The following is a 13,304-nucleotide window of genomic DNA, read 5'->3' on the forward strand; positions in this document are numbered from 1 at the left end:
CACGTCAGTATGGCCGATATGGCTATCGCAGGATCGCTGCGCTGCTGAGAGAAGCTGGGTGGTCTGTCAGCGACGGACGGATAGAACTGCTCAACCACCTTTGGATTAAGGCCAATCCCGAAGTCGCCTTGGCGGATGAACGCGCGATTTTGGCAATGGAAGCGGTGTGCGAGGCGATTCGGAAAAGCAATTCAATCGCGTTGGGGTGAAGACCTAAGTCGGCGTCAAGTAGGACGGCACATTCAGATATACATAACAAACTGAAGCAAGGATGCTGACGTGAACGCTGGGTATTGTGCGACGCGCCGAACTCGTACACCCTCATTCAAATAGCCAAACCCCATTATGGCGCGCCACGCTTTCCGTCTAACCTCACGGCATGAAGCAATTAAGACCCCGTAGTGATAAATTCGCGCGTGTCTGGCCGCAAAAACCACGTATTCCGCCTGTTCTGGATGTTTGATAAAGGGTGGCACGCTTCACTCATGACCACCTCTTCTGAAGGTCGTAAACAAGTGCGTGCTAAAAAATAGTCCTGCCAACCTCGGCGAGAATATCGCATCTATGGCAAAAAATGTGTCCACGATTCATTGTGAAACTTACCGTTCCCACCTGTGAAACAAAGCGTTTCGCCCTATTTTGGATTATTGCGGGAACCCGCCAATTTGGGGCAACGCTGAAACGGGATGGACTGTGTCTAACGGAACAACACTACCACTCCGATTGCCCCCTCAAGAGGGGGGCTGGCTAAGACCCCCTTATCCAACCCCTCACCACCTTAACTCTCAACCATTTGTGAGACGGTGGGTTATTCCCCTTCCCCAGAGCGGAAGGCGGTGATTCGATAGCATAGATCCCGATAGATTTAGCCCGCCACAAATCGGGGGTTGGCAGACCAACTTTCAAGAAGCTATGAGTCGTGCGTCATTGCACCGATTTGGTTAGATGTCGGTAGTGAACCCGCTTTACTGGATGTTGCGTTTTGAACAGAGATCCGCTTCAAGGAAGACGCAGAAGCTACAGGGAGCGCGCCCTCGATTTACCAAACCTGTTCAGGACGTTGCGTGTGATCTGTTCGACTTGGTCGTCCTGCCGGATCAGGCCCGCGACCCATTCGCAGGTCGCAGCGGTGAATATCTCGCCCTTGCCACGCCGCCACGAGATGATCATTCCGTTGCCGCGTTTGCAGGCGTCCAAGGTTTTGGGCGTGACCTCTCCGAAGTGCACCTGCGCTTTGAACGCCGCATCCGCTGACCCGATGTAGAGCGTTTCACCCCAGATACCGTGATCTGCCTCGATATTGGTGGCGAGCCCCATGGCGAGAATGTCGATTTCGGGCACTGCACCATCCGTGCAGTTCGGAAAGGGCAACCCATCCTCGAAGCGATATTCCAGCCCGTCGACCTCGTAGCCGAAAATCCGCGATCGCGCGCCCAGCACGTCACCATAGCCGAGCCCGGCTCCGTGAAAGGCCCAGTGTTCGTCGCGGTAGATCGTGAAGCCGCCCGCACCGCCGCCAACACAGTTGCCGAGTCCGGCATAGACGCCGCGCAGGGCGTTGACACCGAAGGTCAACGCGCCGGGACGATTGACTGGCTTCACCTCGAACGCACCCGAGACAAGGTGCTCTTGATCAGTCTCCATCAAAGGGTCCTGATCTGCGATGTATTTGTAGCAAACTTGTGTGCGGCCTTCGTCCTCGATCCGGGTCTGCCACAGGAAATTCCCGGCAAACCGCGCGACATGACCTCCGGAGTCGACATAGGCATCGACAGCGTCGCGCATATCCGCGCTCCAGTATTCATCGTGGCCAACGAAAACGGCACAGGCATAGCGGTTCAGAAGAGCAGGGTCGCGGTGCAGATCGTGTTGGGCGATCACGTCGAGTTCATATCCCTCAGCCTCGGCCCAACGGGCGAAATGGCGTTCATAGCTTGCCCAGCCCGCCGAGGCGTATTTCTTTGAATAGCCATAGGCATAGGCCCACTCCATGTAGGGATAGCGTACCATCTCGCCGGGCTTGGCCGGCTGTTCGCGCAGCGCACGCGGTGCGCCCTCGGGCAGTTTGCAGAACCCGCGCGTCCATGGCCGCTGTGTCGAGACGATGGGTGAAAATGCATCGCCATTCGGCCCTGTGATACCCTCATAGTGATTGGACCCGCCCCAGCAATTATAGGCTAGCCAGGTGCCCGTTGCACAAACCAGAACATAGGGCGGTGGCGCAGCATCTGGCGCGGTTCTGACTAGAATGAGATGGTGTTCTTCAACCACATCATCGCCCTTCCGAGCGCGGAAAGTGACCAGATAACCGCCGGGTGCCCAATCATCGGGGATGGTGAAGACATAGGCCTCGGGCCAACCACAGCCTTTGACCGAGCAATCTCGGGGCGTTGGATGATGCGCCCCCGGAAGGCCGCTCTTGGTCAGTAGTGGCTCATAGAGCTGCCCGTCGCGGCCGATCTCAAGCTCCCATTCCGCTGCCGTGGTGGACACGTGCAGCGCAACGCGGTCCCCGGGTGCATAGCTCATTTCTGGGGTGTAGCCCCATATTTCCAGAACCGCCTCGTCACGCGCCGGGCCGATATAGTAGTTATCAAGGATATGGCGCGCCTTTGCACGGGTACGCGGCGTGGTCGCCGGTCCGGGGCGGTCCTGTGTCATATGTCTACTCCGGCAAATACTTGTCCGACCAGCTTTCGGCAGCTGCGCTATTTTCGATCATGTGCCCGATTTCCTCGTTCGTATAGCCTAGCCGTGCGAGGATTTCGCGCGTGTCCTGCCCGTATTTCGGAGCAGGTCCGGGGATCGCAATCGAGGCTTTTTCGGGCCGCACCGCATTGGGCGCGACGAGGTCGACCCACCTACCCATCGGATGCTGATCATGGCGCACCGCGCGAAAGGTCGACTTGGATATGTCGATCCTACCGTCGCTTTCGAACTGCAAGCCTGCGTCGCGCGTGTCATGGAGGGAACCAAGAGGCGTGATACCCACCGAGCCGCCGGCAAAGGCACGCATCCAGTCGGCCACCGGTTTTTGCGCGAACCGCTCGGTGAGGGCGGCTTCCAAGTCTGTGTCACCCTTGTCGACGAGGTCGGCCACATCCGGCACCTGGCTCAGGGCTGCTTCCCGCTCTGTCGGGGCAGCAAAGAACATCCAGCCATCGGCGGCGGAATAACAGCGATAGAACGGCCCCCAACCTCGCACCTCGCGTCCTGAAGGCTCATCGAACGCTGGGCGCCCTTCGAAATCATACATGAATTGGGCCTGGATCATTTCACCTGCCGCGGCCAGTGAGGCGCGGGCAACACCACCTTTCCGGTCACCCTGAGCCGTTCCAGCGCCGCTCCTAGAGCCACGCAGGCACAATGCCCGGTCAGCGCGTCGATCGTACCGAAATGAGCGTGCTCTTCGGGTGTCTCGGGGCCGCCACCAAAGCGGGTCATCACACCTGTCGCGGCTTGCGCGAGGTCGTCATAGCCAAGGTGATCCGATTTCGGCCCCCGACGCGGCCCGCCCCACGCATCAAGCTGCACCAGAATGAGACGCGGGTTGATTTCCTTCAGTCGCGCTTCACTCAGGCCCAGTGCATCACGTTGTTGATCGGTGCCGTTCATGGTTATCACATCGGCCCGCTCCACCATTCGCCAAAGCGCCTCTTGCCCCTTTTCCGAGCGCAGATCGAGCAACACGCTTTTCTTGCCGCGTTGCGCATGCAACCCGAAAACCACAGCGTTCCACGGATCGACCGAAGGCTGCACGGGCTGGACCAGCGTGACCTGCGCCCCGAACCGCACCAGTGTAGACCCGATGGTCGGCCCAGCAATAACGTTGGTCAGATCCAGCACCTTCAGCCCGTCAAGCCAGAGGCCTTTGCCGTCGCCGCCCACGGGCATTCGCGGCGTCTCTGCAAGAACGCCGCTCAGCGCATCCCGAAAATCGTCCTGCTGTGGCCCAGCGGTTTTATCCATTGTGCCTGGATCATCGGCCAGCCAAGCGACGTTGCCCATCTGCCGCATCTGACCGTGGCGGGGATCGTCAAGCGCGACCACCAGCCCCGAGGTCAACGCATGGGGGTCGGCCAGCCATTCGGCCGTGCTGCGTTGCGCTGTGGCCGGAGCCTTAGCCGCTCCGAAAAGTCCTTCCCATTCATGCGCAGGACGGGTCAGGAAGGTTGCTTTCATCGCATCGGCCAGTCGCCTGCGATCACCTACCCCACCGGATAGCTGCGCAAAGCCCATTCCGCGGGCCAATCCGCCTGATCGACATAGACATCAAAATCCGGCAATTCCTTCAACAGATCGCTAAGACCGAGAACCTCCAGCACTCTTTGGGGATGGTTCACGATCGAGCAGGATACGATGTAAAACCCTCGTCCATCGGCACAGGTATAGGTGCGGTAGAACGGATCAAGAAATTCGGAGAGCTCGGCAAAGCTCAGGTTGTTGGGCAGGCCTTCGCGCGCGCGCCGCTCCAACTCCAACTCACGCGGAGATTTGTAGCGCTCGGGGTAGCCCTCGATCTGTTCGCAATTGTAAACCAGCCCCTCCAGCAGGGCAGACGCAAGCGGTACTTCGATGTGGTCGCCTCCCATCCGGGGCCGCGCGGCCAACGCAAATAGGACCGACATCGCGCCGAATGCGGCACCATAGGCCGAGGCCAGTCCCAGTGGGGTAAAGGAAGGATTGATCCCCATCAGCCGACGGTTCAACCCCATGTCGGTAAATTGCCCAGTTCGCGCCGCGATCACCGCTTCCCAGGCTGCCAACCCGGCGAGCTCGGGATCGGTTGACGCAAAGCCGGGCAGCGAAAGCGAGACGATGTCGGCGTTCACCTGCCTGAGCGCCTCCGGTCCAAGCCCAAGCCGCTCCATCACGCCGGGGCGGAAGTTCTCGATCACCACGTCAGCGCGGCGGACCAGATTTAGCGCAGTATCGCGCCCGTCGGCTGTCTTGAGATCAAGCGTCAGCGCACGCTTGCCACGCGATAACATGTCGAAAGCCGGGTCCTTCCACTTGGCGCCACTTGGCGGATCGATGCGGATCACCTCGGCCCCGAGATCGGCCATCATCATCCCGACCAACGGCCCGGCCAGAAAATGTCCAAAATCAAGGACACGAATGTGGGAAAGCGGGCGGTTCTGCATGGTTACTGGATCCTGTTCCGACGGTTTACCCCTACAAATCTATGAAATTGTCTGGGCATGTTTCATATTCATCCTGCCAAAAATGAGATCAATTCTGCCGATGCATCCCATCCACGTCTCTGTTTTCCTGTGCAATGCCTTTTCCAATATGGTGCTTGCATGCCTGCTTGAACCGTTGCGGGTGGTGCGCGATCAAACCGGTGCAGATATCCGCTGGAGTATCCTGACGGACGGCGACCGCACCGTAAGCAGTTCCAGCGGTCTGAGCGTTTCGCCGGAAATGTCGATGGTAGACGCGCCCAAACCCGATCTGGTCATTATCATTGGTGGCGACGCCTTTCGCGACTCCAAGGGGGTGACCCTAGCCCGCAGTCTTGGACAATTGATGCAGGGCGCAACGGTGATTGCAGCCGATACCGGTGCCTAGGTGTTGGCGCGGGGCGGGTTTCTGAACGCTCGGAATGCCACGTTGCACTGGCAGCTTCTTGAGGAATTCGCCGAGGAGTTTCCCGAAGTTGAGGTTCTTCCCGATCGCCATGTGCAAGACGGCCGTTTCTGGACATGCGGCAGCGCGGCGGCGGTGTTTGATCTGATTTTGCAATTCATTCGAGAGCGGTTTGGCGCCTCGGTCGCATTTGATGCCGGTGCAATGTTCCTACACGATAACGCCAGACGGCACGGCGCCTCATATCCCGATCAGGCATTGTCGCAAGCGGTGTCCCCGAAGCTCAAACGTGTCGTTGTGCTCATGTCCGAAACGCTCGAAACGGCGCTGTCTATCCCCGCCCTGGCGGAACAGGCACACATATCTGAACGGTCCTTGCGCCGTCTGTTCTGGGCAGAATTGCAGACGACGCCTGGGCGATACTACTTGCTGCTTCGCCTGGCCCGCGCCCGCGAGTTGCTTCGACATAGTAACCTCTCACTCAATCAAATCGCTTTGCGTTGCGGTTTTGCCAATGCGATCACCCTGACACGTAGTCTGCGCAAGAATTTCGTAACCGATCCGCTTCAGGATCGCCGGGCAAATCTGTGACCTTTCCCACCCAATCATTGGCAATAAGCCCGTCTGGACTGTCCTTCCTAACTGAGCGTTGAGGTCGCACTTCAAACAAGAAGTCATTTGTGAACGGCGGTTTCGGCGGTTCTCAATTGTTCAGAATCCGATTGACGTTGAAGGCACATATTCACTCAGCTAAACCCTTTTATCAGGTCGATAAATCAGATGACCATCGCGGCGCATGCCGTCGGTGTCTAAGCTATTGATCGGCAATTTCCGGTTCATGCCTCAAAATCTTCTCCAGAGTTTTGCTCTGTTTCGAAAATTGCGTCTTCTGACTCCAGACGCACGGTGATCTCTTCAAACGGGTGCTTGTGCCGTCTATGCCATTCCACCTACGCAGCAAAAGTAAAACGGTTTTCGTCGAGCCGGGCTTTTAGAGATCGCACAAGCGACGGGCCATTCTCATTGAAACGTCGATGCGCTTCTTCACGTCATGTATGTTCGCGCATGGCGCCGCATTTCCTTCATTTATTCTGTTCAGAATATCTGGGTGTCTTCGCCCATAATTTTGCGCAGCATTTGCGCATAACATTGCATGATTTGCCCATAAGTTTGCGCGGTTCACGATACACGCTCAATTAGCGAGTGTTGTAGCGTGAATCTATCAACTTAAACTCACCGAAACTCAATCAAAAGTGAATTCATATTGGGGAAAATCAATTCTTAGTTGAGTCGACTTTGTAGTCGCTGAACTGGTTTTTTGGCAACCATATCTCTACCTTTTGCAAAGTCACAAGCCTCCGGATTTGACCTATCTGTTCTTAACCGAAGAAGTCTTTCTTTTCCTTCTGTTAGAGTCGGAATATGGCCAGCCTGGATCGGCCAGATAACATAGCTTGGCTCACTAACATGCTCAAACCACTCCGCCCGGCGATCTAGAAACTGACCGTGGATAGTCCTGTGAACAATATACTCCAAGTCTGCAAAGCCCTGCCAAGTCGATAGCGTCGCCAGTGCGACGTGTGGCCGACCAAACAATGCACCCGTGTCGTTCTCCGGGAGATCGTAGCCCTCTCCTTGAAGGCGCCAGTAAAACCTTTGGATCGATCTGCAACAGCGTTCAGACGATCCGAGTTGTCCTCGAACCCTGCAATACGGGGATCGCCTGGAGGGTGTAGCAAGTACCCCAATTCATTTGTGCAATATTTATGACAGAACAATTCCACCCCTGAAATTTAATTCTACAGTCACCAGGAGTTCTGACTCTGTCCAGTGATTTTAGATCTGGGCCTGCAAATTGGCACACAGGAACAACGCCGACGCTGATCGTTCGATGCATCACCTGCAGTTTATTATATTGTCGAGTGGCAGCCCGAAACGAACATTCACAACCAAGCTTTGTGATTCCCGAGATGCGAAAGAAACGGACACTAAGGGAATATCCAAGAAACTGTCCTTGTGTTTCTTGGATCAGTGCAGTTTGTTGGTTTCTGAACATTTGGGGAGTACTTTCTCAATGCTTGGACACGTCCTGATTGCGGTTTTTCAGCTGCCCTACTCTCCATCGCTTCGTCCGGAGTCGCCGAGACAATGCATGTGAAGACCACTGTAACCTACCGGGAACGGAACGCGCTTCCGCCTGACGCGGTTTTGGAAGTCGAACTTCTTGATACCTCGCGTGCAGATGCACCTTCGGTTCGGCTGTCTTCCCAGAGGTTCAAACTCATTGGTGTCCCCAGAACAGTTGAAATTGCTTACGACACAGATCTAATTAGTGAGCGCCATATCTACACAGTGGCTGCTAGGATCATTTCCGATGATCACGTGATGTTTCGTTCAACGACGGCGATACCTGTGCTGACCAGTGGCGCACCAGATTCTGCTGAACTCGTTCTAGAGATGATGCCAAGGAGAGCGGGCGGCAACATTGCTGACCAATCGATCTACGATTCTGCTTGGGAAGTTTACGAGATCGCAGGGCGTATGCTCATTGCTGAGAAACCTCCTTCCTTGACAATTGATCAAGACGGCCAGTTTGGCCTGTACGGAGGGTGTAACAGGTTTACAGGAACACTCGACGCAGCCAATGGTAAGTTCAGCATGCCGGACAACTTCGCAGGAGCGAAGATGGCGTGCCCTGAGGATCGGGAAAAGCTTGAGGCAGACACGAACAAGGCCTTGTCGGCGGCAGTGGGCTACGTGACAAACGGAAAAAACCTGGCGCTCAGCAACGCAGCCGGTCTCACGGTTCTGCGCCTGCGCAAAATGCCCGAATAGGCACTGCGCCTTTCGAAGCGAGCTGGGGCAATCATCCGCCTTGTTCTAGCGACAATCAACGAGAACCATAGGCGGAAATTCCGAGTGGATCATAGACGTTAGACTGCGTCGTTTGCGAGTGATCGTGGTAGTGGGCCTTACTGCGTGCGTGGCGTAGTGACGCCATCAGTACATGTTCCGGATTATTGATGAACTGGCTTGCATCGGCTTCGTCATTGTCTTCTCCCGCTGCAGGAGGAGCGGGCTGAAGACGGCCTTCAAGCACAGTGCCCCACACTTTGATATCGGCCAGCGTCAAAGGATCCACAGTTAGCGGATTTTCTTCGAGGATTGTGAAGTTGGCCAGTTTACCAGGCTCGATGGAACCAATCTCATCCTCCAATTGAAGGGAATAGGCTGCGCCGATGGTGATACCTTCCAAAGCGTCTTCTGCACTGATGCGCTGGTCCGGACCAACGACGCGACCACTCGTGGATATCCGATTGACAGCAGACCACATGTATTTCAACGGCTCCGCAGGAGCCATCGGCATGTCCGAGTGCATCGAGAAGGGGATACCTGCTCGTACGGCGTCTCCCAAAGGCACCATGCGCTCTGTGCGCTCGCCACCAACGCTGCCTGCGGCATAGCGATCTGCGAGCGTCGGCGTGTACACGGAATTGCCGCTGACAATCGCGCCAAGACGTTTAATACGTGCGATCTGATCTAGTTGAGCGTAGCCAAAGTGTACGACGACGGTGCGATGGTCATATCTCGGATTGCGCTGCATGGCAGCTTCGAGGGCATCCAGAAGAATGTCCAGACCGCCGTCTCCCAGATTGTGAACATGGACCTGAAAGCCTGCGTCCCAATAAAGGTCGAACACCTGCTTGAAGAAATCGGGCGTCATAATCCATTCACCTTCATGCCCGTCCAGGTAGCCATCGCGCATGATCATTAATTCACTGAAGATCGCTCCATCCAAAAGCAGCTTGACCTGCTTCGGTAGGAACTGGGTTCGGCCTTCGCTCCACGCCAGCATGGCTTCGGTTTCGGCTAGTACTTTTTCGGGGCCCTCGGTGTTCAGAAACAAACCGCCAAGCGTCCGACCGTCCGGAATAAAGTAAAAGTTGAAAGGTGTGTCGTCTGGCCCGAACGCTTCTGCTACGAGCGCTTGGGCGTTCTGATCAACAGGGCCAGCAGGCTCTGCAAGGGTCGTGATCCCGCTGCGGTGATAATAGTCCTCTGTGAACTCCAGCGCTGTCATGACCCTGTCGATAGACGCATAGACCGGAGCAAACTTCTCAAAGAACACATGCTCCCAGAATGCAGCTTCAAGGAAGAGGCCTTTTTCAAGATTGGCTTGAGACCGGGCCAACTCGCTTGACCAGCTCGCAATGTATTCTTCGGTGATTTCCAGTTGTTCGAGGGCCACGGAGTTGAAGTACATCTCGTGGGTAGAGCGCTGCCATACAGCCAGCGGAATGTCGGGGGCCAGTTCGTCCAAAATCGTACGGCTCATGTCCCCGTGCCACGACGCGTGATACCCCCAGACCATCAACGGCCGCCCGCTGCTTGGATCATATGTATTGATGACCTCGGACAGGCGTGCGCGAAACTCCTCCTCGCTATTGGCAAGAGGCGCAAATCCGGCCGGCGATTGCCAGTCCTCGATGGAAATGATGGCATCCGACATCATCGCAAGCGCGCCCAGAAGCGGGTGTAAATGCTGTTCAATGAACCCAGGCACAATGACCTTGTCTTCAAAACTGCGGTCAATTGCATAGCTACCTTCGGGCAGCCGACCCTCGATACCCTCTAGGGTTCCGACGTCGACAATTCGACCGTTTCTAACTGCCACGGCCTCAGCCAACGGGGCGTCCGGATTCATGGTAAGAACTTCTCCACCGACGTAGACAGTTGCGCCGGGAAACTCAGGGAAACGGTCGAAGGCGTCTTGCAAAGAAGGAGACTGCGCAGCGCCGTGAAGCGGCATGAGTGCGAAAGCGAGTATGGTTAGAGACTTAGAGAAACTCATTGATGCCTCCGAATAGGATTGCGGACATTAATAAATTGTTTCGATCAGAGCAGGTAGGTCTGCGATGTGTCACCTAAGCCGTCAGTCTGTAAATCAAGACTGAGCAACATAAACTTGAAGGCCACTCTCGTTGCCCGCTTTGGGCTCGAACCGGATGTTCGATCCGGCTCATGCAAACCGCCGCAACGCAGAACAAGCTGCCATTGATTTTTCAAAACAGTTGGCAATCCAATAACCTAGTCGGTAGGTACTTTGGAACGCCACTATCGCACCCTTTTGTTTTTCTGGGTTGTGCTTTTTATCCGAACAAGTGTCTCATCAGCTTGAAACGTGGTCATTGGGTCTTAGCCGTGTTCGAAGCGTCGACATACCTCGCGATAATTTCGATTGCAGTCATCGGCACTGTTCACGTCTTCTGCGTGTCTTTTTATCGGAGTTTCCCCACCCAGGCTAACTGGCTATCTGATTTTTCATCTGGGATCGGACTGGGCTATGCTTTCCTTTTCTTACTGCCAAAAATCGGTGAATTGTCCGCCGGTTTAGCTGAAAGCGGGAAATGGGAAAACTCACTGTACAGTTATTCGCTGCTTGGCTTTCTCATTTACTACTTGCTGGAAGCCAGTCGCGACTTGGGGGAAGACAATAGGTTGTCGCTTGGCTTGGACACAGTGGCGCTCGGAACCTATAACTGCTTGCTTGCTATTACAGTCATGCAAGCGACGGCAACCTCGCCCGAGCTGTATGTCATTGGGACGTTGGCCTATTCCTTGCATTTATTTGGGGTGAATATTTATCTCTATAAAACCCATCCTGGGCATATGTCTGGTTGGCTGCGCGTATACTTTGTCGCGTCGCTTGCTGTCGGCATTTTGATCGGCCTCAACGCGGACAAAAGTAGCATGATCTATTCAATTGCGACTGGTTTGACAGGGGGAGTAATCATAGCCCTATCGCTTCGGGTTAAACTACCCAGCGGTTCGACAATGAATACAAAAGCTCTATTGATCGGTGTCGTGTTTGCCGCGGTTGCTATCGTCGTAACGCGTTACTGACCAAACGACACTGGATGTTTTGGGTGCCTCACTTGGTAGAGGTGCTCGTTGTTTCTCGGCTTTTTTTAACGAATCCACCAACACTTGGGCTGTGAGTCCTGAGCCTAGTTGGTCTTCCCGGCTTTCAAAATCCGTTCAATTAATTCCAGTGTTGCTTCAGGGTCTGCCCTATATGCATCCCGAAGCAACTGCATTTCATCCAATGTCCTGACACTTCTAGTGCCGCAAACGTTGGAGTAGCGCTGGTTTTCCGCGACATTCGCGATATTTTCCGCTTCCTCGATCAGGAGACACGCTTCCATATTGCTGCCCAGCCCAAAAATACCGGCTTCTTGTGCCTGGGCTGGTAGCTGGAAAACGAACATGGCCACCAAAGCGCGAAAAAGGGATTTCATGGTTTGTCTCCACGCTAATTTGCAGCTGAGTTGCTGATTTCGGACAGGTAACTGCTTACGGCATCCACAAGAACGTCGTCTGCCGTGATGAGTTTTCTGTTTGAGCCTGACAATGGGTTAGAATCTTCTTCGATCAAAAGGCCCGCCCTTACCAGCAGGTCAAGTGTTTTAACAGCGCTGTCACGGCTCATGTGATCAAAAAGCAGGGCCGCTATCTCTGTCTTTGCAAGAACCACCCTGCCCTTTTCTTTGACTGTTTTCACGCAGACATACTGCTGTGCATCTTTAAAGACCGACTTCTGCAGTTCTTTGCGCGTCCTAAAGCGGAAGTCTTCGGCATCAAGCAGGCGCTTGACCTTTAGATTGTGAGCTTCGATCAATGCTTCAATCGCCGCAGGGCTCGAACAATCCAGTGCCTTCAGAAGGAAAAAGAAGCGCGCAATGTGAACGACATTTTCGTGGTTCATCTCACGTTGAATGACTGCGACGTCCCCCTTGACTTTGCACATCTCTGCAGTTCTCTCCCGCAAGCAAGACAAGAACCTCGACTCTGCCAGCAATACCGTCTGGAGCGTATTCACCAACTGCGATGATAGCAGATCCTGGGTCTCTTTTGCCTCCTCAGACAAATAGTTCCTCCTAACAATTCGCAGCCGTGTATTTGCGCTCTGTTTCCGTAGGCAGGTTAGCGGCGCTAGGTTCGATATTGCAAGCGTTGGGTAGAACTTCTTGGCCATGGCCCAGGGTAAATCCCATGTGTCGTTTAGATGAACATACCCCAATTGATCTGCTTGTGACGGGGCAATCTGTATTTCAGATTACCTCGCCTGACGAACAGACCATTCCAGTCAAATCGCCGCTTCTGATGCACGCTACGGTCGTGGAGATGCCTTCTCCAATCAATTTCGTCCGATCGTTAAATGAAAGGTTTGATTATGAAATTCTCTGCGCCACAGTTTACCGTACTCGGCGAAGCGCTGGCATTGATGAGCCGATGCGGACTCTATCGCGATCGCGACCTTTCTGGGTTCAGCCAACTGATAATGCCGCCATTGGCACTGGGTCAGCTGCGGATCTGGCGCTCAGGCGAAATGCCTGTTGGGTTGGCTACCTGGGCCTATCTTAATGCGGACACCGAAGACATCGTTTTGAAAGAAGGGCGATGCCTGACACCCGAGGAATGGAATTCTGGGCTCTGTCCTGTGGTCATGGATTTTGTCGCGCCGTTCGGCAACGGTTTCAAGATGGCACGCGATTTGACGCGCACCGTTTTCCCCGGTCTTGCGTTCCGGGCTGCCCGTCGCAGTGCCGACGGGCAACTTAAAAGGATCGTTCAATTTCCGGGTCACGACGCAAACGGCAACTGGACCTCAAGCGCGGCAGTCGCTGCGTAACTTCATCTTTTTCTTTAAAAAC

12 protein-coding genes and 2 pseudogenes are annotated in these 13,304 nt (G+C 54.8%); 6 read left to right on the forward strand and 8 right to left on the reverse strand.

What is annotated here, in order from left to right; translation table 11 throughout:
- Positions 1–209 (forward strand): annotated as a pseudogene (locus ACR0JF_RS22525) (hypothetical protein); the annotation flags it as partial.
- Positions 210–1,017: 808 nt separating this feature from the next.
- On the opposite strand, the gene ACR0JF_RS22530 reads toward ACR0JF_RS22525, so the two are convergent.
- The 3 genes and pseudogenes from ACR0JF_RS22530 to ACR0JF_RS22540 all read right to left on the reverse strand — a co-directional run bounded on the left by ACR0JF_RS22530 (position 1,018) and on the right by ACR0JF_RS22540 (position 5,144).
- Positions 1,018–2,661 carry a N,N-dimethylformamidase beta subunit family domain-containing protein gene (locus ACR0JF_RS22530; protein WP_170663151.1) on the reverse strand — a complete coding sequence of 548 codons (1,644 nt, stop codon included), beginning with the start codon at positions 2,659–2,661 and terminating at the stop codon, positions 1,018–1,020.
- 4 nt (positions 2,662–2,665) lie between these two features.
- A pseudogene (locus tag ACR0JF_RS22535) lies at positions 2,666–4,239 on the reverse strand (CoA transferase).
- The gene (locus ACR0JF_RS22540) at positions 4,209–5,144 is read right to left on the reverse strand and encodes a CoA transferase (protein ID WP_480670005.1); all 936 of its coding nucleotides are present in this window, start codon (positions 5,142–5,144) and stop codon (positions 4,209–4,211) included. Before ACR0JF_RS22540 ends, ACR0JF_RS22535 begins: the two are co-directional and overlap by 31 nt.
- 82 nt (positions 5,145–5,226) lie before the next feature.
- Between ACR0JF_RS22540 and ACR0JF_RS22545 the strand changes: the two genes are divergently transcribed.
- The gene (locus tag ACR0JF_RS22545) at positions 5,227–5,571 is read left to right on the forward strand and encodes a type 1 glutamine amidotransferase family protein (RefSeq protein WP_480670007.1); all 345 of its coding nucleotides are present in this window, start codon (positions 5,227–5,229) and stop codon (positions 5,569–5,571) included.
- A gap of 42 nt (positions 5,572–5,613) precedes the next feature.
- Entirely contained in the window at positions 5,614–6,180 is a 567-nt protein-coding gene (locus ACR0JF_RS22550) for a GlxA family transcriptional regulator (protein WP_480670009.1), read from the forward strand.
- A gap of 690 nt (positions 6,181–6,870) precedes the next feature.
- On the opposite strand, the gene ACR0JF_RS22555 is transcribed toward ACR0JF_RS22550, so the two are convergent.
- A complete protein-coding gene (locus ACR0JF_RS22555) occupies positions 6,871–7,185 on the reverse strand; it encodes a DUF3291 domain-containing protein (protein ID WP_480670011.1) in 315 nt (104 codons plus the stop codon).
- The gene (locus ACR0JF_RS22560) at positions 7,083–7,373 is read right to left on the reverse strand and encodes a DUF3291 domain-containing protein (RefSeq protein ID WP_480670013.1); all 291 of its coding nucleotides are present in this window, start codon (positions 7,371–7,373) and stop codon (positions 7,083–7,085) included. Before ACR0JF_RS22560 ends, ACR0JF_RS22555 begins: the two co-directional genes overlap by 103 nt.
- 364 nt (positions 7,374–7,737) lie before the next feature.
- Here ACR0JF_RS22560 and ACR0JF_RS22565 point away from each other — a divergent pair, with 364 nt between their 5' ends.
- The gene (locus ACR0JF_RS22565) at positions 7,738–8,424 is read left to right on the forward strand and encodes a YbaY family lipoprotein (protein WP_170663153.1); all 687 of its coding nucleotides are present in this window, start codon (positions 7,738–7,740) and stop codon (positions 8,422–8,424) included.
- Between the two features lie 55 nt (positions 8,425–8,479).
- On the opposite strand, the gene ACR0JF_RS22570 is transcribed toward ACR0JF_RS22565, so the two are convergent.
- Positions 8,480–10,441, reverse strand: a complete 1,962-nt coding sequence (locus tag ACR0JF_RS22570; protein ID WP_170663155.1) for an amidohydrolase — start codon at positions 10,439–10,441, stop codon at positions 8,480–8,482.
- Between the two features lie 170 nt (positions 10,442–10,611).
- Between ACR0JF_RS22570 and ACR0JF_RS22575 the strand changes: the two genes are divergently transcribed.
- A complete protein-coding gene (locus ACR0JF_RS22575; protein ID WP_170663157.1) occupies positions 10,612–11,493 on the forward strand; it encodes a hypothetical protein in 882 nt (293 codons plus the stop codon).
- Positions 11,494–11,597: 104 nt separating this feature from the next.
- On the opposite strand, the gene ACR0JF_RS22580 is transcribed toward ACR0JF_RS22575, so the two are convergent.
- A complete protein-coding gene (locus ACR0JF_RS22580; RefSeq protein ID WP_170663159.1) occupies positions 11,598–11,888 on the reverse strand; it encodes a hypothetical protein in 291 nt (96 codons plus the stop codon).
- A gap of 14 nt (positions 11,889–11,902) precedes the next feature.
- Positions 11,903–12,517, reverse strand: a complete 615-nt coding sequence (locus ACR0JF_RS22585) for a hypothetical protein (RefSeq protein WP_170663160.1) — start codon at positions 12,515–12,517, stop codon at positions 11,903–11,905.
- A 306-nt stretch (positions 12,518–12,823) separates the two neighbouring features.
- On the opposite strand from ACR0JF_RS22585, the gene ACR0JF_RS22590 reads away from it, so the two are divergent.
- Positions 12,824–13,282 (forward strand): toxin-activating lysine-acyltransferase, encoded by a 459-nt coding sequence (locus tag ACR0JF_RS22590; protein WP_480670017.1) that lies wholly within the window; start codon positions 12,824–12,826, stop codon positions 13,280–13,282.
- Positions 13,283–13,304 lie beyond the last annotated feature (22 nt).

It is taken from the genome of Ruegeria sp. BG11, assembly GCF_056538565.1.

Bases quoted from the DNA above. Each gene is read 5' to 3' on its own strand.
- ACR0JF_RS22530 (WP_170663151.1), bottom strand. From the start codon at position 2,661: ATGACACAGGACCGCCCCGGACCGGCGACCACGCCGCGTACCCGTGCA.
- ACR0JF_RS22540 (WP_480670005.1), bottom strand. From the start codon at position 5,144: ATGCAGAACCGCCCGCTTTCCCACATTCGTGTCCTTGATTTTGGACAT.
- ACR0JF_RS22545 (WP_480670007.1), top strand. From the start codon at position 5,227: ATGAGATCAATTCTGCCGATGCATCCCATCCACGTCTCTGTTTTCCTG.
- ACR0JF_RS22565 (WP_170663153.1), top strand. From the start codon at position 7,738: ATGCATGTGAAGACCACTGTAACCTACCGGGAACGGAACGCGCTTCCG.
- ACR0JF_RS22570 (WP_170663155.1), bottom strand. From the start codon at position 10,441: ATGAGTTTCTCTAAGTCTCTAACCATACTCGCTTTCGCACTCATGCCG.
- ACR0JF_RS22575 (WP_170663157.1), top strand. From the start codon at position 10,612: ATGCAAACCGCCGCAACGCAGAACAAGCTGCCATTGATTTTTCAAAAC.
- ACR0JF_RS22580 (WP_170663159.1), bottom strand. From the start codon at position 11,888: ATGAAATCCCTTTTTCGCGCTTTGGTGGCCATGTTCGTTTTCCAGCTA.
- ACR0JF_RS22590 (WP_480670017.1), top strand. From the start codon at position 12,824: ATGAAATTCTCTGCGCCACAGTTTACCGTACTCGGCGAAGCGCTGGCA.